Annotated in this window: 20 protein-coding genes; 9 read left to right on the top strand and 11 right to left on the bottom strand. The window is 57.3% G+C overall.

Annotation, left to right across the window (positions count from 1 at the left end):
* Positions 1-26 precede the first annotated feature (26 nt).
* Positions 27-2,642: a DNA mismatch repair protein MutS gene (mutS, locus tag MK745_RS11610; protein WP_243613526.1), complete on the top strand. Its 2,616-nt coding sequence runs from the start codon at positions 27-29 to the stop codon at positions 2,640-2,642.
* On the opposite strand, the gene MK745_RS11605 is transcribed toward mutS, so the two are convergent.
* Genes MK745_RS11605 through hrcA form a run of 3 tightly spaced genes read right to left on the bottom strand, consistent with a single transcriptional unit; the run spans position 2,643 to position 5,368 of the window.
* Entirely contained in the window at positions 2,643-3,692 is a 1,050-nt protein-coding gene (locus tag MK745_RS11605) for a TPM domain-containing protein (RefSeq protein WP_243613463.1), read from the bottom strand. It lies immediately after the preceding gene.
* A 40-nt stretch (positions 3,693-3,732) separates the two neighbouring features.
* Entirely contained in the window at positions 3,733-4,293 is a 561-nt protein-coding gene (locus tag MK745_RS11600; protein WP_243613462.1) for a nucleotide exchange factor GrpE, read from the bottom strand.
* Positions 4,294-4,303: 10 nt separating this feature from the next.
* Positions 4,304-5,368: a heat-inducible transcriptional repressor HrcA gene (hrcA, locus tag MK745_RS11595; protein WP_243613461.1), complete on the bottom strand. Its 1,065-nt coding sequence runs from the start codon at positions 5,366-5,368 to the stop codon at positions 4,304-4,306.
* A 114-nt stretch (positions 5,369-5,482) separates the two neighbouring features.
* On the opposite strand from hrcA, the gene rph reads away from it, so the two are divergent.
* From rph to MK745_RS11575, 4 genes are read left to right on the top strand one after another with little or no spacing between them, the layout of a single operon-like run.
* The gene (gene rph / locus MK745_RS11590; RefSeq protein WP_243613460.1) at positions 5,483-6,196 is read left to right on the top strand and encodes a ribonuclease PH; all 714 of its coding nucleotides are present in this window, start codon (positions 5,483-5,485) and stop codon (positions 6,194-6,196) included.
* Entirely contained in the window at positions 6,193-6,804 is a 612-nt protein-coding gene (gene rdgB / locus MK745_RS11585; protein ID WP_243613459.1) for an RdgB/HAM1 family non-canonical purine NTP pyrophosphatase, read from the top strand. Before rph ends, rdgB begins: the two co-directional genes overlap by 4 nt.
* Positions 6,797-7,954 carry a radical SAM family heme chaperone HemW gene (hemW, locus tag MK745_RS11580; RefSeq protein ID WP_243613458.1) on the top strand — a complete coding sequence of 386 codons (1,158 nt, stop codon included), beginning with the start codon at positions 6,797-6,799 and terminating at the stop codon, positions 7,952-7,954. Before rdgB ends, hemW begins: the two co-directional genes overlap by 8 nt.
* A 3-nt stretch (positions 7,955-7,957) precedes the next feature.
* Entirely contained in the window at positions 7,958-8,311 is a 354-nt protein-coding gene (locus tag MK745_RS11575) for a YbaN family protein (RefSeq protein ID WP_243613457.1), read from the top strand.
* On the opposite strand, the gene MK745_RS11570 is transcribed toward MK745_RS11575, so the two are convergent.
* From MK745_RS11570 to rho, 6 genes are read right to left on the bottom strand one after another with little or no spacing between them, the layout of a single operon-like run.
* Positions 8,301-9,197 carry a ParB/RepB/Spo0J family partition protein gene (locus tag MK745_RS11570; RefSeq protein WP_243613456.1) on the bottom strand — a complete coding sequence of 299 codons (897 nt, stop codon included), beginning with the start codon at positions 9,195-9,197 and terminating at the stop codon, positions 8,301-8,303. The two genes, MK745_RS11575 and MK745_RS11570, sit on opposite strands and share 11 nt — an antisense overlap.
* 24 nt (positions 9,198-9,221) lie before the next feature.
* The gene (locus MK745_RS11565) at positions 9,222-10,031 is read right to left on the bottom strand and encodes a ParA family protein (protein ID WP_243613455.1); all 810 of its coding nucleotides are present in this window, start codon (positions 10,029-10,031) and stop codon (positions 9,222-9,224) included.
* Entirely contained in the window at positions 10,024-10,650 is a 627-nt protein-coding gene (rsmG, locus tag MK745_RS11560; RefSeq protein WP_243613454.1) for a 16S rRNA (guanine(527)-N(7))-methyltransferase RsmG, read from the bottom strand. Before rsmG ends, MK745_RS11565 begins: the two co-directional genes overlap by 8 nt.
* Positions 10,647-12,518 (bottom strand): tRNA uridine-5-carboxymethylaminomethyl(34) synthesis enzyme MnmG, encoded by a 1,872-nt coding sequence (gene mnmG / locus MK745_RS11555; RefSeq protein ID WP_243613453.1) that lies wholly within the window; start codon positions 12,516-12,518, stop codon positions 10,647-10,649. Before mnmG ends, rsmG begins: the two co-directional genes overlap by 4 nt.
* Positions 12,519-12,521: 3 nt before the next feature.
* Complete coding sequence (gene mnmE, locus MK745_RS11550; protein WP_243613452.1) at positions 12,522-13,820, bottom strand: tRNA uridine-5-carboxymethylaminomethyl(34) synthesis GTPase MnmE; 1,299 nt, start codon at positions 13,818-13,820, stop codon at positions 12,522-12,524.
* 9 nt (positions 13,821-13,829) lie between these two features.
* Positions 13,830-15,104 (bottom strand): transcription termination factor Rho, encoded by a 1,275-nt coding sequence (gene rho, locus MK745_RS11545; protein ID WP_243613451.1) that lies wholly within the window; start codon positions 15,102-15,104, stop codon positions 13,830-13,832.
* A 543-nt stretch (positions 15,105-15,647) separates the two neighbouring features.
* Between rho and MK745_RS11540 the strand changes: the two genes are divergently transcribed.
* From MK745_RS11540 to dnaQ, 4 genes are read left to right on the top strand one after another with little or no spacing between them, the layout of a single operon-like run.
* Positions 15,648-16,247: a Maf family protein gene (locus MK745_RS11540; protein ID WP_243613450.1), complete on the top strand. Its 600-nt coding sequence runs from the start codon at positions 15,648-15,650 to the stop codon at positions 16,245-16,247.
* Complete coding sequence (locus MK745_RS11535) at positions 16,244-17,074, top strand: shikimate dehydrogenase (RefSeq protein ID WP_243613449.1); 831 nt, start codon at positions 16,244-16,246, stop codon at positions 17,072-17,074. Before MK745_RS11540 ends, MK745_RS11535 begins: the two co-directional genes overlap by 4 nt.
* Entirely contained in the window at positions 17,071-17,664 is a 594-nt protein-coding gene (coaE, locus tag MK745_RS11530; RefSeq protein ID WP_243613448.1) for a dephospho-CoA kinase, read from the top strand. Before MK745_RS11535 ends, coaE begins: the two co-directional genes overlap by 4 nt.
* Positions 17,657-18,394, top strand: a complete 738-nt coding sequence (dnaQ, locus tag MK745_RS11525) for a DNA polymerase III subunit epsilon (RefSeq protein WP_243613447.1) — start codon at positions 17,657-17,659, stop codon at positions 18,392-18,394. The genes coaE and dnaQ overlap by 8 nt, the downstream gene beginning before the upstream one ends.
* A gap of 31 nt (positions 18,395-18,425) precedes the next feature.
* Here dnaQ and secB read toward each other — a convergent pair whose 3' ends face one another.
* Positions 18,426-18,917 (bottom strand): protein-export chaperone SecB, encoded by a 492-nt coding sequence (gene secB, locus MK745_RS11520; protein WP_243613446.1) that lies wholly within the window; start codon positions 18,915-18,917, stop codon positions 18,426-18,428.
* 58 nt (positions 18,918-18,975) lie between these two features.
* Positions 18,976-19,461 carry an FxsA family protein gene (locus tag MK745_RS11515; RefSeq protein WP_243613445.1) on the bottom strand — a complete coding sequence of 162 codons (486 nt, stop codon included), beginning with the start codon at positions 19,459-19,461 and terminating at the stop codon, positions 18,976-18,978.
* Positions 19,462-19,548: the final 87 nt, after the last annotated feature.

The raw sequence follows: 19,548 nt of genomic DNA, 5'->3' as shown, positions 1-19,548 counted from the left end.
ACGCAGCGAAGCCAGCCGTCACGCCGATGATGGCGCAGTATCTCGAGATCAAGGCAGAGTATCCGGACGCGCTCTTGTTCTATCGCATGGGCGATTTCTATGAGATGTTCTTTGACGATGCCGTCGCCGCGGCGGAGGCGCTTGATATTGCCCTGACCAAACGGGGCAAGCATGACGGGGCCGATATCCCGATGTGCGGCGTTCCGGTGCATGCCGCCGAGGGCTATTTCCTGACCCTGATCCGCAAAGGATTCCGTGTCGCGGTCTGCGAGCAAATGGAAAGCCCAGCCGAGGCCAAAAAGCGCGGGTATAAGGCGGTCGTGAAGCGCGAGGTTGTGCGGCTTGTCACGCCGGGGACGCTTACCGAAGATTCCCTTCTCGATGCGCGGCGCCATAACTTTCTTGCCGCCTATGCTGTTGTCCGAGACGCGGCCGCACTTGCCTGGGCAGATATTTCCACCGGCGCGCTTCACGTGATGCCGGTTTCGCCTCTGCGCCTTGGTCCGGAACTCGCCCGCCTTGCACCGTCTGAACTCCTCATTGCGGAGGGAACAGAGACGGATTTAGGTGAAACAGTCTCTGATCTTGGGATTCCGCTCACACCGCTTTCGCGCGGGTCGTTTGACTCGACAGAAGCCGGAAAGCGCGTCGCGGGGCTATTTAAATCGGCCTCTCTCGACGCGTTCGGGTCGTTCAGCCGGCCAGAAACCGGGGCCCTTGGTGCGATTGTCGACTACCTCGACATGACGCAGAAGGGAAAGCTCCCACTCTTGCAGCCACCCCAGCGCGAAGCGACGAAGGGCGTGATGCTCATCGATGCGGCGACGCGGCGGAATCTCGAGCTCACCCATGCGCTTTCAGGGGGGCGTGCCGGTTCGCTTCTTGCCACGATTGACCGGACGGTGACCGCTGGGGGCGCGCGGCTTCTAGAGCAGCGTGTCTCGAGCCCATCTCAGAAAATAGATATCGTGCGGCAGCGGCTCGACTCGATCGATCACATGGTTGAAGATCGTGCGCTTGCCAAGGATTTGCGTGAAGCACTGCGCAAAGTGCCTGATCTTGATCGCGCTCTATCGCGTCTTTCTCTTGATCGCGGGGGGCCGCGTGATCTCGCGGCGATCCGAAATGGGCTTGAGCAGGCCGAAGCGCTTCATCGACGGCTTGAGGATATGGCGCTTCCGGATGCGCTTGCCGCGGCGGTGCGCGCTTTGAGCGGACATGAAGCCCTTCTCGATCTGCTCGATCAGGCGCTCATCGCAGAACCGCCCCTTCTTGCGCGGGATGGCGGGTTTATCGCGCCGGGCTATGATGGCGAACTTGATGAAAGCCGAGAGCTTCGTGACGAGGGGCGCGGCGTCATCGCGGGGATGCAAGCGCAGTATAGTGAGGAGACGGGGATTTCTTCGCTCAAGATCAAGCATAACAACGTGCTTGGCTATTTCATTGAGACCACTGCGACGCATGCCAAGAAGATGCTGTCCGAACCCTACTCCGAGACTTTTATCCATCGCCAGACCACGGCAAACCAGGTGCGCTTTACCACCGTCGCTCTCTCGGAAATGGAGACGAAGATCCTCAACGCTGGGAACCGGGCACTTGAGATCGAAAAGCGTCTCTATAACAGCTTAAAAGACTCTATTCTTGCGTCGTCTGCTGCGATCTCTGCGGCGTCGAAAGCGCTTGCGGAGATCGATCTTGCCACGTCCCTTGCGGGTCTGGCGGTCGAGGAGGGCTGGTGTCGGCCGGATGTCGATGAAAGCCGGGATTTCCATATCGAGGGCGGCCGTCATCCGGTTGTTGAGGCGGCGCTTCGTCAACAGGACGGGGCACCATTTGTCGCCAACGACTGTGATCTTTCCGGCGACGATGAGGGGCGTATCTGGCTTTTGACCGGTCCGAACATGGCCGGTAAATCGACCTTCCTTCGACAGAACGCTCTGATTGCCCTTCTTGCACAGATGGGGAGCTTCGTACCTGCAACCAAGGCGAAGATCGGGATTGTTTCACAACTCTTCAGCCGGGTTGGAGCGTCGGATGACCTTGCGCGCGGACGGTCGACTTTCATGGTCGAGATGGTCGAAACGGCGGCGATCCTAAATCAAGCGGATGATCGGGCGCTTGTTATCCTTGACGAGATCGGGCGCGGTACGGCGACCTATGATGGTTTGTCGATCGCTTGGGCGACGCTTGAGCATTTGCATGACGTGAACACGTCGCGCGCCCTGTTTGCCACGCACTATCACGAGATGACCGCGCTTTCGGAAAAGCTCGACGGGGTCGAGAACGCGACGGTGACCGTTCGGGAATGGGATGGCGAGGTCATTTTCCTTCACGAAGTGAAGAAAGGTGCGGCGGATCGGTCCTATGGTGTGCAGGTCGCTCAGCTTGCCGGTCTTCCGCCCGTGGTCGTTGAAAGGGCGCGCGTTGTTCTGGAGGCCCTGGAGAAGGGCGAGCGGGAGGGATCTGGGCAGAAGGCGCTTATTGATGATCTTCCGCTTTTTGCGAACACCCCGGCGCCCGCCCCGGCAGCGGCGAAAGGGCCTTCGGAGGTTGAAGAAATGCTCGACGGGATCCACCCGGATGATCTTTCGCCGCGTGAAGCGCTTCAGCTCTTGTATGATCTCAAGGCGAAGCGGGTCTAGTTACCAGCTCCCGCTCGCGCCGCCGCCGCTTGAGGAGCCGCCGCCGAACGAGGAGGAAGAAGAAGAGGATTCCGTGACGCGCGGGATGGTGCGTTCTTCGGAATATTCATGGCCACAGTGGAGGCAGTGATAGTCGATCCGCTTGAGCCCCTCCGAGGACTTCGTTGCGCTTCGGATCACGGTTGTGTCGCCTTCAACGGTGCGGAAACTACAGCTTGGGCAGGCGCCATAGGACGAGAACCACGCGCGATATGCCTCGATCTTGATGTGATCGCAGGTCGGACACTTCCAGACATCGTAGTCCACGCTCTTGAGGGTTTCCTCCATGATCTGCCCCGGCACGAGCCGCGCATCATCGGCATCCTCGTCAAGCCGGACCATCTTTTTGCCGTCGCGCAGGCAATACCGCGGTTTGTTGCGTTTCCAGCGGAAATAGAGACGCACTGGGACCAGAAGAAACGGCGCGAGAATGGCGTAGATCCAGTTGCCGATCCAATCCAAAAACCGTTGAAAAGCGCTGAAGGCGCGCTCTGCCCGTGAGGCATCATATTCGCCCGGCCAGTACCCCGTCAGATCGTGGATCACCGAGTCCACGCCAACCGAAATGCCCTCGGCGTAGTTGTCCTCTCTGAAATACGGAAGAATGTCACCCTCGATGATTTCCTTCATCGCGAGGTTCTTGTTCATTCCATAGCCCGCACCAACCTCTATCCGCATGTGGCGGTCGTTGCGGGCGATGAGCATCATCACGCCATCGTTGCGGTCCGCGTTCCCGACACCCCAGTCATTGAAGAGCCCGGTTGCGAAAGGTTCGATGGGGCCATCGTGGCCATAGTCTCGCATGGAGCGGATCGTGATGACCGTGAATTCGATGTCGCGTTTGTCCCGCAATTCCTTCAGGCGGGAGCGGATATCAGACTCGATCTCATCAGGAAGAAGATTGGCGAAATCGTTGACGTAGATTTCGCGATAGTCGGGGTAGTTGACCTGTGCCCCGATCGATGTGGCAGAGAACAGGAGGCAAGACAGTAAGATCTGAAGAAGACGCAAAGAGAAAGACCCCCGAACGATACGGGGGTCTTTTATCAGATTAGCCGGGGTTTGACGACACGCCAACCTGAGCCGGCCGCAAGAGCCGATCATGAAGCATGAAGCCCTCGGCAGAAACCTGAATGATTTCGCCAGCAACCGTGCCGGGCAGCGGGGCTTCGAACATGGCTTCGTGCACTTGCGGATCGAATTTATCGCCGACTTGCGGGGAAACGACTTCGATCCCGTGTTTCTTGAACACGTTGAGCAGCTCTCGCATCGTCAGTTCGATGCCCTCAATCAGCGCGGCAGACGCTTCTTTCTGTTCGTCGGTGATCGTCTCGAGCGCGCGCTTCATGTTGTCATGGACCGGAAGCATGTCGCGGGCGAGCTTGGAGCCGCCATATTGCTCGGCATCGCGGCGCGCCTTGTCGCCACGCTTGCGCGCGTTTTCTGCATCGGCCAGCGCCCGCATGAACTTGTCTTTGTAGTCGTCGCGCTCGGCCCGAAGTTCGTCCAGTTCGACCGCTTCGTTCTCAAGCTCATCAAGGCTCTGAGACATTTCTTCTGCCTCCGCCTGTTCGATGTCGTCCAGGAAATTATCGTCTTTCGGCTCTGCCATTGTTCTACCTCTAACCCCGGTCGGAGATCAGCTTGCCGACCAGTTGTGCCGTGTAATCCACAATCGGAACGATGCGCCCATAGTTGAGGCGTTTGGGTCCGATGACCCCGACCGCACCGACAATCTTTCGATCCGCGTTCATATATGGAGAGACCACCAAAGAGGAACCCGAAAGTGAAAAAAGTTTGTTCTCGGAGCCAATAAAAATGCGCACACCGTCGCCTTCTTCGGCGAGTTCGAGGAATTCGGCGATATCGCGCTTGCGCTCAAGATCATCAAAGAGGGTTCTGATGCGCTCGAGGTCGGCTTCTTCGGCCTCTCCGCCTAGCAAATTCGCCCGGCCACGCACGATCAGGCGCTCTTGTGTTTCGCCATCATTCGCCCACAGCGCAATACCATTCTCAACAAGGTCGGCAGCGAGGGAATCGATTTCCTGACGGCGGGCCTCGATTTCTTTGCGGATCACTGTGCGTAGGTCAGAAAGGGTCCGTCCCTCCATCACCGCGTTGAGAAAGTTCGCTGCTTCGCGCATTGAACTTGGTGTTTGACCCGGCGGCGGTGTGAACAAGCGGTTTTCGACATGGCCATCTGCAAACACAAGCACGACAAGTGCACGATCTGCGGCGAGATTCACGAACTCGATATGCTTAATCGGTGCCTCGTGCTTTGGTGCGAGGACAAGAGACGCGCCATGTGTCACGCCGGACAGCGCCGAGCCGATCCGGTCAAGCATGCCCCCGACATCCGAAGAATTGCTTCCGAGAGTCGCATCGATCTTCTGGCGGTCGCTCACGTCGAGATCGGACACCTCGAGAAGGCCATCCACGAACATGCGCAGACCTGCCTGTGTCGGGATTCGCCCGGCGCTCACGTGAGGGCTGTCGAGAAGACCAAGATACTCGAGATCCTGCATCACATTGCGGATCGTCGCGGCGGAAACCTTTTCGGACATAGCGCGTGTCAGAGTGCGCGATCCCACGGGATCGCCGGTATCGAGGTAGCCTTCGACCACCCGGCGAAACACTTCACGGGACCGGTCATTTAGCTCTTCGAGAAGGCGGGCGCTATCACTCATGTTTCTTTCCTGTCTTCCTTGTCATTAAAGTGCGCCACGCTCAAAGGTCAATCGGGGTTGCGCTTATGGCGAAGGGGCCTGTATCCCGTGGCCAAGCAACAAAGGATTTTCACGATGCGCCCTTCTGGAAGACAACTGAATGAAATGCGTCCGATCTCGATCGAGACCGGGGTGACGAAACATGCGGAGGGTTCCTGCCTCATCAAGGCCGGGGATACGCATGTGCTCTGCACCGCGACGATCGAGGACCGCGTGCCTCCGTTTATCAAAGGCTCTGGTCTCGGTTGGGTCACTGCGGAATACGGGATGCTGCCGCGCTCGACCTCGAGCCGGATGCGGCGCGAGGCAACCGCCGGCAAACAAGGCGGGCGAACCGTCGAGATTCAGCGCCTGATTGGGCGAAGCCTGCGCGCCGGGGTCGACCGGGTTGCTCTTGGTGAACGTCAGATCACTGTGGACTGTGACGTGATTCAGGCCGATGGCGGGACGCGCTGCGCCTCGATCACGGGCGGTTGGGTTGCGTTGCGCCTTGCGGTCAACAAGCTGATGAAGGCTGGCGATGTGATCTCTGATCCGCTGGTTGAGCCGGTCGCGGCGGTGTCCTGCGGGATCTACGCGGGTCAGCCGGTGCTTGACCTCGACTACCCGGAGGACTCCGAGGCAGGTGTTGACGGAAACTTCATCATGCTCGCCAATAAGCAACTTATCGAGGTGCAGATGAGCGCTGAGGGGGCGACCTACTCCCGTGCACAGATGAATGAACTTCTCGATCTTGCCGAGAAGGGCGTTGATGAGCTTGTCGCGGCGCAGATGGCAGCGGTGAAATGACCCGGAAGTTCGACGGCAACCGCCTTCTGGTGGCGACACATAACAAAGGCAAGCTTGAGGAGGTCGCGCATCTTCTTGAGCCCTTTGGTGTGTCGGTTGTCGGCGCGGGTGAGATGAACCTACCGGAACCTGCAGAAACCGAGGACACATTCGTCGGCAACGCCCGGATCAAGGCCCATGCAGCGGCCAAGGCGACCGGGCTCCCTGCCCTTTCCGACGATAGCGGGTTGACGATTGATGGTCTCGACGGCGCGCCGGGCGTTTACACGGCCGATTGGGCCGAAACTGGCAATGGCCGGGATTTCGCGATGGCGATGACGCGGGCGCATGATGAGCTTGTCGCGTGCGGCGCGGCGAAGCCCTGGACGGCGCAGTTTCGCTGCACTCTCGTTCTTGCGTGGCCGGATGGGCATGACGAGGTATTCGAGGGCGTCGTGCCGGGCGCAATTACCTGGCCAATGCGGGGCAAAGATGGCTTTGGCTATGATCCGATCTTTGTTCCTGAAGGCCACGACGTGACCTTTGCCGAAATGGATCGCTGGGAAAAGAACAAGATGAGCCACCGCGGTGATGCGGTCGCCAAGTTCGTTGCGGGCTGTTTTGGCTGAGGATTGGCGAAATGGAGGCTTCGGCCTCTACATCCATTGGCCGTTCTGTCAGGCCAAGTGTCCCTATTGCGATTTCAATAGCCATGTGTCGCAGAAAATAGACCAAAAACGCTGGCTTAGAGCCTATCTGTCTGAATTGGACCGGGTTGCAGAGCAGACCCAAGGCCGGGTTCTACAAACCGTTTTCTTCGGCGGTGGCACGCCGAGCCTTATGGATCCCGAAACGGTCGCCGCAATCCTAGAGCGCGTGCGGCGCCTCTGGCCGGCCGCAAATGATCTTGAAACCACGCTCGAAGCCAATCCTGGTTCTGTTGAAGCCGGTCGATTCCGCGCCTATCGCGATGGAGGCGTCAATCGGATCTCAATGGGGATTCAGGCGCTCAATGATCGTGATTTGAAGCGGCTAGGACGAATTCATACGGTCGATGAGGCGAAGGCAGCGTTTGAAATCGCCCGAAACACGTTTGAAAGGGTCAGTTTCGATCTGATTTATGCCCGACAGGAGCAAACACTGGACGAGTGGACCGCAGAATTGCGCGAGGCGCTTTCTATGGCGATTGATCACCTGTCTCTCTACCAACTCACGGTCGAACAAGGCACCGCGTTTGGCGATCGCTACAATCGCGGAAAGCTGCGAGGATTGCCCGAAGAAGACCTTGCAGCGGATATGTACGAGATGACGCAAGAGATCTGTGCAGACTACGGCTTTGATGCCTATGAAGTGTCGAATTTCGCAAGAACAGGGTCTGAATCTCGGCATAACCAGATCTACTGGCGCTATGGAGATTATGCGGGTATTGGTCCCGGCGCCCACGCGCGGCTTACACTCGATGGTCAGAAATATGCGATCGAAACCTGGAAAATGCCGGGGAAATGGCTTGAGGCTGCGGAGGCTGGGAATGGCGAGTCTCTGAGCGAGGCAATTGATCGCAGCGGCCAAGCTACGGAATTTCTGTTGATGGGCTCGCGCTTGTCAGAAGGCATTGATCTCCTACGTTATGAGGAACTTGCCGGCGAGCCGCTTGCTACCGGGAAACTTGATGCAATGCGTGAGCTTGGTATGATTGTCTTTGAAAATCAAAAACTTAAAGCAACACCTCAAGGCAGACTCGTGCTAGATTCTGTTCTGACCGAGCTTTTGGGCGGGTAGAGCATGCGCTTTCTCTGGGCCGCCCTTGGAATACTCTGCCTTCTGCTCGGCCTTGTTGGGGTTGTTCTCCCGCTGTTGCCAACAGTGCCTTTCTTGCTCCTCGCAGCATTTCTTTTCGCGAGGTCGTCAGAAAGGCTCCACAACTGGCTTCTATCGCACCCAAAGCTCGGGCCGCCCATCGAAGACTGGCAATCACGCGGCGCGATCAATCCCTCCGCGAAGCGGCTTGCAACTGTCTCTATTGTGGCGGTATTTGCGCTATCGCTGGCGCTTGGGCTACGGCCATTGATCCTTGGGATTCAAGCCGTGACCCTAAGTTGTGTGCTTATCTTTATCTGGACTCGACCTAGCTGGTAGCGCTTAGGATGCGGCAGAGCTCATCAAGCTCGTCGAGCGAGGCGTAGTTGATCGAAATCTTGCCAGTCTCGCCACCTGCCTTGTGGTCGATTTGAACTTTCATCCCAAGATTCGCGGAAAGATCGCCCTCCAACGCAACGGTATCAGCGTCTTTCTGCGCTTTCGGCGCAGGAGCTTTGGCCGGCTTGTTCTTTTGCTCACCCGAAGACTTTGCAAGCGCTTCGGTCTGGCGCACAGAAAGACCGCCTTTGACGACCTTTCGTGCCAGCGCAGAGGGATCTTCCGAGGTGATCAGGGCGCGCGCATGCCCCGCGCTTAGGTCGCCATCTTTCAGCATCTTTTGCACATCATCGGGAAGTTGCAGCAAACGCATCAAGTTCGCGATATGGCTTCGGCTCTTGCCGAGTGCCTCGGAGAGCTTTTCCTGGGTATGACCGAAACGGTCCATGAGCGCGCGATAGCCTGCTGCCTCTTCGACCGGGTTCAGATCGGCGCGCTGAATATTCTCGATGATCGCGATCTCAAGAACTTCGGTATCATCATAGTCGCGGACAACCACCGGAAGTTCGTGCAGCTTGGCCATCTGGGACGCACGCCACCGACGTTCGCCCGCAACGATTTCGTAGTCTCCAGAGGCCAGTTCGCGCACGATCAACGGCTGAATTACGCCTTTTTCCCTGATCGAAGACGCGAGTTCTTCGAGTTGAGACTGGGTGAAGTCGCGGCGCGGCTGATCTGGGTTCGGCTTGATTTTCTCAATCGGCACCGTCATGTCGGCACGGCGGACCTCGCCAGACTGCACTTTGGCCTGATCTTCGTTCACATCTGCCATAAGCGCGGAAAGGCCGCGCCCCAAACCCCGGTTCTTGCCTTTTTTCTCAGCCATGCTCGCCTCTTCGTCCTGCTGCGTTTACGCAGCGACTTTTAGATGTTTTGCCAAAATCTCGCGCGCGAGGGCGCGATACGCCTCTGCCCCCTTGGAAATTGGATCATAATCCAAGACCGGTTGCGCAAAGGACGGCGCTTCGGACACGCGCACGTTGCGCGGGATCTTCGTTTCGAGGACCAATTCGCCGAGGTTGTCGCGGGCGTCCTGCTCAACCTGCTGCGAAAGGTTGTTGCGCGCATCATACATCGTTAGCACAACGCCCTCGATCCGCAGGCCCGGATTGGCCGATTGGCGCACCTCTCGCACGGTCAGCATCAGTTGCGACAGACCTTCGAGCGCAAAGAATTCACTTTGAAGCGGGATCAAAACCGAATTCGACGCAATCATCGCGTTGACCGTCAAAAGGTTTAGCGACGGTGGGCAATCAATCAAGATATAGTCCCAGCCAAAGGCATCCATCGCGGGCTGGCGCAAGGCGTCGTGAAGAAGGAAGCTCCGTTTCTCGTTCGCGATCAGCTCGATATCCGCCGAGCTCAGGTCCACGGTCGCGGGAATGATGGACATACCTTCGGTTTCGGTCTTTTGGATCACCTCATCAAGGGCGACATCATCCAGAAGGAGCTCATAGGTAGTAAGATCACGATCACTTGGGTCTATGCCAAGGCCAGTCGAGGCGTTGCCCTGCGGATCAAGGTCTACGATCAGAACACGGCACCCTTCCGCAGCAAGCGCGGCGCCTAGGTTGATCGTGGTCGTGGTCTTGCCAACTCCGCCCTTCTGGTTTGCAATCGCTATGATTTTTGGGCCTTTGGGCCGTGTGGGATCAGGCACGCCGAATATCTCCAAGCTTTAAAATAACAGCTTCTGGTTCGGATATACTTGTAATCACCTCGGGGGTGAAAGACCACGATTCCTCGGCCTGCCGCAGTTCTTTTTGCCAGGTGACGCCTTTGGGAAACAGGGCGGTGCCATCTGATTGCAGGTGCCGCTCAGCAAATTCGCAAAGTTGAGAAAGATCCGCCAACGCACGGGCAGACAAGATATCTGCCTTCTGGCGATCGGCCTGTTCGATTCGCTTGGTCAAAACGGTCGCCGAGACGCCTGTCTCGCGTAATACTGTGCGCAGGAAGGCGCATTTTCTCTGGTCGCTCTCGATCAACGTCGTCTTCTGGGCCGGATCTTTTTGCGCTGCGAGAATAGCGACAACGAGACCCGGGAAGCCACCGCCGCTGCCAATATCAACCCAATGATCGACGGGATGCGGAACGAGATCGAAAACCTGCGCGGAGTCTAGGATGTGACGATCCCACAGCGTTTCCAGCGTCGATCTGGAGACGAGATTGATCTTAGGATTCCATTTCTGAAGAAGATCAGCGAGCAGGCGCAGGCGATCCGATGTTTCACGTGAAACATCGAGCGACTCCAGAACGCTTTCTTCCCCAGAAATCACGCGATTTTGCCCTTCTTGGCCTGACGAATCTTCGCAAGGATGAGAGTCAGGGCTGCTGGCGTCATGCCGTCAACGCGTCCCGCCTGACCAAGATTCGCGGGGCGCGTGCGGCCAAGTTTGGCTTTAAGTTCGTTCGAAAGCCCTTCGACGGACTGGAAATCAAAATCTGCGGGTATTGCCTGACCTTCATCGCGCCGCATCGCTTCGACATCGCGTTTCTGTCGTTCTATGTAATTCGCATAGAGCGCGTCGCGCTCAAGTTGCTCGCGCGCTTCGTGGTCAATTGCCTCGAATCTCGGATCTAGCGCCACGACGTCGTCGAAACCGACTTCAGGAAATGCCAAGACCTGAAACGCTGTACGGCGGTTGCCATCTTGATTGACCGCGATACCCGCTGCGTTGATTTCCTTTGGGGTATAGCCCTGCTCTTCGAGAAGTTCGCGGCCAGCGGTCAGGCGGTCGAGCTTGTCAGAGAAGACGCGCGTGCGGTCTTCCCCCACGAGACCAAGGTCAATACCGATCGGCGTCAGGCGCTGGTCTGCGTTGTCGGCCCGCAAGGACAGGCGGAACTCGGCTCGGGATGTGAACATGCGATAGGGCTCGGTCACGCCGCGGGTGATTAGGTCATCAACCATGACGCCGATATAGCTCTCAGCGCGGCTGAAGGTGCGAGGCTCGCGATCAAGCGCGGTCAGAGCGGCATTCAGACCAGCGACGAGGCCTTGCGCAGCGGCCTCCTCGTAGCCCGTTGTGCCGTTGATTTGGCCGGCAAGGTAGAGGCCGGGGACGGACTTAAGCGCAAGCGTGGCGTCGAGCGCGCGGGGATCGACGTAGTCATACTCAATCGCATAGCCCGGCTGAAGGATTTCGCAATCCTCAAGGCCATAGATCGAATGCACGTAAGCTTCCTGAACGTCCTGCGGCAACGAGGTCGAAATGCCGTTAGGATAGACGGTGCTGTCATCAAGCCCCTCTGGCTCAAGGAAGACTTGATGAGAGGACTTGTCGGCGAAGCGTACAATCTTGTCCTCGATCGAGGGGCAGTAACGCGGACCCACCCCCTCGATATGACCGCCATACATCGCTGAGCGTTCGAGGTTTTCCCGGATGATTTCGTGGGTGCGCTCATTCGTGTGGGTGATCCCACAAGAGACCTGCCGCGCAAAGGGAGCGCGGTTCAGGAAGGAAAACATCACCGGATGATCGTCGCCAGGCTGCGCATCAAGGAGATCCCATTTGATTGTCTTACCGTTCAGGCGCGGCGGCGTGCCGGTCTTGAGGCGCCCGAGTGGGAGCGCAAAGCTATCAATCCGCTCGGCAAGTCGAACGGATGGGGCATCGCCCATACGACCACCGGGACGGGAGACATCACCAATATGGATCACGCCGCGTAGGAACGTACCCGTTGTCAGAACTACAGAAGACGCGCGGACCTCGGATCCATCCCCGAGAACCACGCCACGCACGGCCTCTCCGTCCATCAAAAAATCCGCGGCTTCGCCCTCGATCACTGTCAGGTTCGGGGTATTTAGCACCTCCGCCAGCATCGTTTCGCGATAGATCTTGCGGTCTGCCTGCGCGCGGGGGCCTTGGACAGCGGGGCCCTTGCGGCGGTTGAGAAGACGGAATTGAATGCCTGCCCGATCCGCGACGCGTCCCATCAATCCATCAAGAGCATCAATCTCCCTCACGAGATGCCCTTTGCCAAGACCTCCGATTGCGGGGTTACAGGACATCACCCCAATCCCAGAGGTCTTAAGGGTCACCAGAGCGGTCTTCGCGCCGACACGCGCCGCTGCATGCGCGGCGTCTGCACCGGCGTGTCCGCCGCCAACAACGATGACGTCAAAATGTTTCACGTGAAACACTCCTTACTTTCCGATGCAGAAACTCGAGAAGATCTCATCCAGCAGGTTCTCGACATCTACGCGACCCACAATCGAATCCAAAGCCCGAATCGCACTTCGCAGTTCTTCTGCCGCGATCTCGTAGTGGTCTGCCCCAAGCGCGAGCACAGCCTTGGCGGCAGCAAGGCTCTCGCTTGCGCGGCGCATGGCGATCCGGTGTCGTTCGCGCGTGGCAATCCCAGAGCGCGCGGCGCGCTCAGACAGGACCGATGTAATATCAGAAACAAGATCGGAAACCCCCTGCCCTGTGAGGCCAGAGATTCCGTCCTTCTGATCCGCAATCCTGTCTACCTTCGCACGCCGCACGAGATCTCCGGGACGGGGTTCAAAATCGGGCGTGTCCTCGCCCTCAACAAGGAAGACACAAAGGTCAGACGCCAGCGCTCTCTGCTTGGCGCGCTCAATCCCGATCCCTTCAACATGGTCCTCGGTCTCGCGAATACCTGCGGTATCGAGCAATGTCACAGGAAAACCATTGAGTTCCATCCGAACTTCGATGACATCCCGTGTTGTGCCTGCATATTCAGAGGTAATCGCTGCCTCACGACCAGCCAAGGTATTGAGAAGAGTAGATTTTCCAACATTTGGAGCGCCAACAATGGCTACCTCAAAGCCTGTTCTAATCCGTTCTGCCGTATCCACGCCGATGATCTCGGTGGCAAGGTCCTGGCTTACGGTATCAAGGAGCGAAGAGACCTCGGGTGTGACATCAACGGGCACATCTTCATCCGCAAAATCAATCGTCGCCTCAATCAATGCAGCGGCACGGATCAGGTTCTGTCTCCATCTCTCGGCGAGCGACCCAAGATCGCCTGAGAGCACGCGCAGCGCCTGGCGCCGCTGTGCCTCGGTTTCAGCTTCGATCAAATCGGCAAGCCCCTCGACCTGAGCAAGGTCAAGACAGCCGTTCTCGAGGGCACGACGCGTGAATTCGCCGGGCTCCGCAAGCCGTAGGTCTTCGATATCCGAAAGCTCTCGCAGCACGGCGTTTACCACGGCGACGGAACCGTGCAGATGCAGCTCGATCACCTCTTCGCCTGTAAAGCTATTCTTTTCGGGGAAATAGAGAACCAGCGCCTGATCGAGGCGATGCCCGGCCTTATCGCGCAAGATGCGCAGCGAAGCCATCCGGGGTTTCGGCAGTTCGCCAAAAAGCACAGCTCCTGCACTAGCCGCGGCGGAACCGGATATCCGAATGACAGCGACCCCCGCTTTACCGGGGGCCGTTGCAAGAGCGAAGATTGTATCAGCCACATGGGCCATGACAGTCTCTTAGGTGTTCATCGAGTCAAAGAACTCGGAGTTGGTCTTGGTCTGCTTGAGCTTGGAAATCAGGAACTCAATCGCATCTGTGGTGCCCATCGGGTTGAGGATACGACGCAGGACGAAGGTCTTGGCGAGATCGGTCTTGTCGACAAGCAGGTCTTCTTTACGCGTACCGGACTTGAGAATGTCGATGGCCGGGAAGACGCGCTTGTCCGCGATCTTACGATCAAGGACGATCTCCGAGTTACCAGTGCCCTTGAACTCTTCGAAAATGACCTCGTCCATTCGAGAGCCGGTGTCGATGAGGGCCGTCGCGATGATCGTCAGCGATCCACCCTCCTCGATGTTTCGCGCAGCACCAAAGAAACGCTTGGGACGTTGCAGGGCGTTGGCGTCGACACCACCGGTCAGAACTTTCCCAGAGGACGGGATCACCGTGTTGAAAGCGCGGCCCAGGCGCGTGATCGAGTCGAGCAAAATCACGACGTCGCGCTTGTGTTCAACAAGGCGCTTAGCCTTCTCGATCACCATCTCGGACACGGCCACGTGGCGCGTTGCGGGTTCATCGAAGGTCGAGGAAATGACTTCGCCCTTCACCGAGCGCTGCATATCTGTCACCTCTTCGGGGCGTTCGTCGATCAGGAGAACGATGAGATAACATTCCGGGTGGTTCGCTTCGATGGAGTGAGCGATGTTCTGAAGCAGAACGGTTTTACCCGTCCGCGGCGGCGCCACGATCAGGGAACGTTGACCTTTACCAATCGGCGACACGAGGTCGATGATCCGGGCGGAACGGTCTTTCTTGGTCGGGTCTTCTTCGATCTCCATCTTAAGGCGCTCATCGGGGTAGAGCGGCGTCAGGTTATCGAAGGCGATCTTGTGGTTCGCTTTCTCAGGCGCTTCAAAATTGATCTGTGTGACGTTCATGAGCGCGAAATAGCGTTCATTGTCTTCCGGCGCCTTGATGACGCCATCGACGGTATCACCGGTACGCAGCGAGAACTTCTTGATCATCTCCGGGCTGACATAAATGTCGTCAGGACCGGGAAGGTAGTTGGCCTCAGGAGCACGCAAGAAGCCAAAGCCATCCTGGAGCACCTCGAGCACGCCTTCGCCGGAGATCTCCCAGCCTTCATCCGCGCGTTCGCGGAGGATCTGGAACATCATTTCGCCTTTGCGCATCGTCGAAGCATTCTCGATTTCGAGTTCTTCGGCCATCGCCAACAGGTCTTTCGGGCTCTTTGCCTTCAGATCGGCAAGCGCAAGTTTTTCGATAGTCATGGAAATATCCTAAGCGCAGCCAAGAGTGGCTACGTGATTCATATGGAACTTGGAGGACACGTGATCCGGACGGATCAGTTGGAGAGCTTTTAGTCGGTCTTAGCCAGGGAGTCAATTTGAAGCGAAACACATGAAACCGTCAGAGCGAGACTTGTTCTTTGGTCTTCTTAATAAAAAGAAAAAGAAAGAAAGGATGATGATTATGTTGGGAGGCTGATTTCTTGGGATTACTTGCTTATGCACAGATTTCCCAACCTTGGGATAGAATGGAACGGCGCCAGATAAAATGGGGATACCCCTAAGAAAAATAAATATATTTCAAAGGGTTAAAAGGAAACTCAGGTCAGCAGATTTGTGGAAAACCATGGGGAGCAACGTGGCATAGTTCCGGCCATCAACAGGTTAGAGTTTTCCCCATCCACCGGGGACAGATCGCTGGGAAACTTCGTGAAACCACCCGGGTTCTCCCGAACTTGCAAAACCACCTGATTTTTCCGAGAAGTAGTTCAATCGTTTCACACACCTCCTCCACAGGTTTTCCACATGCCCCAAGACATCATTCTCGCCAGCGGTTCGGAAATCCGGGCGCAGCTATTGCGGAATGCAGGTGTAACGTATCGAATCGAGACCGCCCGCGTTGACGAAGAGATGTTGCGCCGCAGTCTTGAAATGGAGGGGGCAACACCACGCGATATCGCAGATGGCCTCGCCGAAGCGAAGGCGATGAAAGTTGCTGGGAAACACCATGAGAGCCTCGTGATTGGTTGTGACCAGGTGCTCGATTTCGAGGGAAAGGTATTTTCAAAGCCGGAAACACCTGAAGACGCCAAGACGCAGCTACGCGCGTTGCGCAACAATCGGCATACGCTCTTATCCGCGGCGGTCCTTTATCATGAGGGACGCCCCGTCTGGCGGCATGTCGGCACGGTGCGTCTTTTGATGCGGGATTTCTCGGATCAGTATCTCGAGGATTATGTCGAGAGAAACTGGGAAAGCATCCGTTGGTCCGTCGGAGCCTATAAGCTTGAGGAAGAAGGCGTGCGTCTCTTCTCGCGGGTTGATGGCGACTACTTCAACGTACTTGGCTTGCCGCTTATCGAGTTGCTCAACTATCTCATGGTCCGAGGAGACCTTATGTCATGACAGCGCAATCCATACCTCTCGCGGCGGTGATCGGACATCCGATCGCTCATTCGAAATCCCCTCGCCTGCACGGCTATTGGCTCCGGAAATATGGGATTGAGGGGCATTATCTACCGATGGATGTCGCGCCGGATGATCTTGGGGCGGTGATTGATGCATTGCCGAAGATGGGGTTTGTGGGGGCGAACGTCACCATCCCGCATAAAGAGGCTATCATGCCGCTTGTCGATGAGCTTAGCGAGGGAGCGAAAGCGATTGGCGCCGTCAACACACTTGTTTTCAAGGATGGAAAAGTCCTTGGGGACAATACAGATGGCTATGGTTTTATCGAGAACCTGCGGCAGGGCGCACCGGAGTGGCAGGCAGAAGCCGGGCCGGCGATGGTTCTTGGCGCTGGAGGGGCTGCGCGGGCGATCGTCTATTCGCTCTTGCGGGCTGGGGTGCCGGAAATCCTGCTCACGAACCGCACGAAAGAGCGCGCCGACGCGCTGCGCTCTGATTTTGGTGACCGGATCAGGGTCGTGAATTGGGAAAAGGCAGAGGGGGCATTGGCCGAAGCCGCAACTCTTGTGAATACAACGTCCCTTGGGATGCTTGGGAAGGCGCCCCTTGAGATTTCCCTCGCGGCGCTGGCGTCGACGGCGACCGTGACGGATATCGTCTACACCCCGCTCGAGACCGATCTATTGCGCAACGCGAAAGAGAACGGATGTCCTACAGTCGATGGGCTTGGCATGTTGCTTCATCAAGCAGTGCCGGGGTTCGAGGCGTGGTTTGGCACGCGACCGGAGGTTGATGCTGGCCTGCGCAATGAGGTGCTCGCATGACGTTTCGTCTCGGCCTTACTGGATCTATTGGCATGGGGAAATCCACTACGGCAAAGCTATTTGCCGAGGCAGGTTGTGCAGTATGGGATGCGGATGCGGCGGTGCATCGGATGTATGCCAAGGGCGGCACGGCCGTAGACCCGCTTGCCGAGGTGTTGCCGGGCGCGATTGAGAATGGCGAGGTGTCTCGCGAGAGGCTTAAAGAAATGATCGGTCACGATCCGAGCGTTCTCGGTACGCTTGAGAAGGTCGTTCATCCGCTCGTCGGTGAGGATCGTGCACGGTTTGTCGAGATCGCGAAGGCGGATATTGTTGTGTTCGATATCCCTCTCTTGTTTGAAACCGGCGGAAACAAGGGCATGGACGCAGTTGTCTGTGTTTCCGTCCCTGCAGATGTTCAACAAGAGCGCGTCTTGGCGCGGGGCACGATGACGCTCGAACAGTTTGAGCAAATTCGAGCAAAACAGATGCCGAACGCCGAGAAATGCGCGCTATCGGATTTCGTTGTCGTGACGGATACGCTTGAACATGCGCGCGAACAGGTGAACGATATCGTAACGACGATCAGGAAAGGCTTATCCGATGCGTGAAATCGTTCTCGATACGGAGACCACTGGGCTCAATCCTGACACCGGAGACCGAATTGTCGAGATCGGGGGCGTTGAGCTTTTCAACCATATGCCGACCGGCAATACCTATCATCAATATATCAACCCCGAGCGCTCGATGCCGATGGAAGCGTTCGAAGTGCATGGGATTGGCCCGGATCTCCTCGAACCGCCGCAAGAGCCAGCGCCCGGCGCTGTGATCTTGCGCGACAAGCCTGTTTTCCAAGAGGTCGGTCAAGCGTTTCTCGACTTCGTGGGCGATGCGAAGCTTGTGATTCATAACGCGTCTTTCGACATGAAGTTTCTTAATGCCGAATTGCGCTGGATGGGTCTTCCGCAGCTACCTTGGGAACAGGCTGTGGACACACTGGCCATTGCGCGCAAGAAATTTCCGGGGTCGCCCGCGTCTCTTGATGCTTTGTGTCGACGGTTCGGGATCAACAATGACAACCGGACGCTTCACGGCGCGCTTCTCGACTCCGAGATCCTCGCGGATGTGTATCTTGAGCTGATCGGGGGGCGGCAGCCGGATTTCGGGCTTGCGACGCAAACGCGATCCAAGGCTGGTGCACAAAGCGAAGAGCAATCGAATTGGCGACCATCGCCGCGGCCTTCTCCCCTGCCCTCGCGTCTGACCGAAGAAGAAAGAAAGGCCCACGAGGCGTTCGTTGCGAAACTCGGCGACGACAGCCTGTGGGCCAAACTTTCGTAACGCCCCCGCCCAAGCGGGAGCATCTATTCAATCAGTTCTGCGGCTGGGCGCCGGTTTCGGCCTGACGGCGCGCGATTTCATTGCGGTAGAGCTGCATGAAATCGATATTGTCGAGGTTCAGCGGCGGGAAACCGCCGTCGCGCGTCACGTCGGAAACGATGCGACGGATGAACGGGAAGAGGAGACGTGGGCACTCGATCAGGAGGAACGGGTGCATCTGGTCGTCCGGAACGCCCTCGATGTGGAACACGCCAGCATAGTCGAGTTCGAGAAGGAACATCTCTTCGCCAGTCGTCTTGTTCTTGGACGTGATGTTGAGCTTGGTCACGACCTCGTACTGATGTTCAACATCGCGCTTCTGAGCGTCGAGATTGACCTGCACCTGCACGTCAGGCTGAGCTTCGCCGGACGCACGTTTCTGCGCGAGAATGTTCTCAAAGGAAAGGTCACGGATGAATTGTGCGAGCACGTTCATGCGAACTTGGGGGGCGGCCTGAGCTGCGCCATTGCCGTTTTCCGACATGTGGGTCTCCTGGAATACAAAATCTTCGAAAACGCTTTATCAGGAAGGCCCGGAGGCCTCAATGCTTAGTCCAGCCAGAGGGCCGGTGGGTTGGTCGTTTCTCGGGGTCAACCTCGACAAATTCGCCATCAATGACGTCTTCGGGGCCTGAACGGTGAGGTTCGGCCCGATGCGTGGACCCCATCGAGAAGCTTCGCACTTGAACGCGCCCCCTGAGAAAACGAAAGACGGCTTCTCGCACTGGCGGGACGAGAAGGGCAAAACCGACAGCGTCGGTAAAGAAGCCCGGAGTCAGAAGAAGCGCGCCCGAGAAGAGGATCATCGCGCCATGCGCGAGAGGTTCGGTCGGGTCGTTGAGTTCGGAGAAAGATCGCTGCAGATTCCCGAGGGCAATCCGCCCCTGGTTCCTGACGAGGTAGGTGCCGAGTATGGCCGTCAGAACCACGACAAGCAAAGTCGGAGCAAGACCAAGAGCGCCACCCACTTGAATGAACAAAGCGATTTCGATCAGGGGAACACCGACAAAGGCCAGAAACAGCCACATTTTTTCTATCTCCTGTATAGTATTGGGCGCAGTGGACTTGACCCGGCCCGTGACTTACATAAGTGCGGTAGAAGCCCGTTTCCATGC

This window comes from Shimia aestuarii, from assembly GCF_022814865.1.
Lineage (GTDB): Bacteria > Pseudomonadota > Alphaproteobacteria > Rhodobacterales > Rhodobacteraceae > Shimia > Shimia aestuarii_A.
The sequence above is the reverse complement of the archived record's forward strand: the minus strand, read 5'-3'. Positions and strand labels throughout refer to the sequence as shown.

Coding starts and splice junctions, on each gene's coding strand:
- mutS (WP_243613526.1), top strand. CDS start 27: ATGATGGCGCAGTATCTCGAGATCAAGGCAGAGTATCCGGACGCGCTC.
- MK745_RS11600 (WP_243613462.1), bottom strand. CDS start 4,293: ATGGCAGAGCCGAAAGACGATAATTTCCTGGACGACATCGAACAGGCG.
- hrcA (WP_243613461.1), bottom strand. CDS start 5,368: ATGAGTGATAGCGCCCGCCTTCTCGAAGAGCTAAATGACCGGTCCCGT.
- rph (WP_243613460.1), top strand. CDS start 5,483: ATGCGCCCTTCTGGAAGACAACTGAATGAAATGCGTCCGATCTCGATC.
- rdgB (WP_243613459.1), top strand. CDS start 6,193: ATGACCCGGAAGTTCGACGGCAACCGCCTTCTGGTGGCGACACATAAC.
- MK745_RS11575 (WP_243613457.1), top strand. CDS start 7,958: ATGCGCTTTCTCTGGGCCGCCCTTGGAATACTCTGCCTTCTGCTCGGC.
- MK745_RS11570 (WP_243613456.1), bottom strand. CDS start 9,197: ATGGCTGAGAAAAAAGGCAAGAACCGGGGTTTGGGGCGCGGCCTTTCC.
- mnmE (WP_243613452.1), bottom strand. CDS start 13,820: ATGGCCCATGTGGCTGATACAATCTTCGCTCTTGCAACGGCCCCCGGT.
- rho (WP_243613451.1), bottom strand. CDS start 15,104: ATGACTATCGAAAAACTTGCGCTTGCCGATCTGAAGGCAAAGAGCCCG.
- MK745_RS11540 (WP_243613450.1), top strand. CDS start 15,648: ATGCCCCAAGACATCATTCTCGCCAGCGGTTCGGAAATCCGGGCGCAG.
- MK745_RS11535 (WP_243613449.1), top strand. CDS start 16,244: ATGACAGCGCAATCCATACCTCTCGCGGCGGTGATCGGACATCCGATC.
- coaE (WP_243613448.1), top strand. CDS start 17,071: ATGACGTTTCGTCTCGGCCTTACTGGATCTATTGGCATGGGGAAATCC.
- dnaQ (WP_243613447.1), top strand. CDS start 17,657: ATGCGTGAAATCGTTCTCGATACGGAGACCACTGGGCTCAATCCTGAC.
- secB (WP_243613446.1), bottom strand. CDS start 18,917: ATGTCGGAAAACGGCAATGGCGCAGCTCAGGCCGCCCCCCAAGTTCGC.
- MK745_RS11515 (WP_243613445.1), bottom strand. CDS start 19,461: ATGTGGCTGTTTCTGGCCTTTGTCGGTGTTCCCCTGATCGAAATCGCT.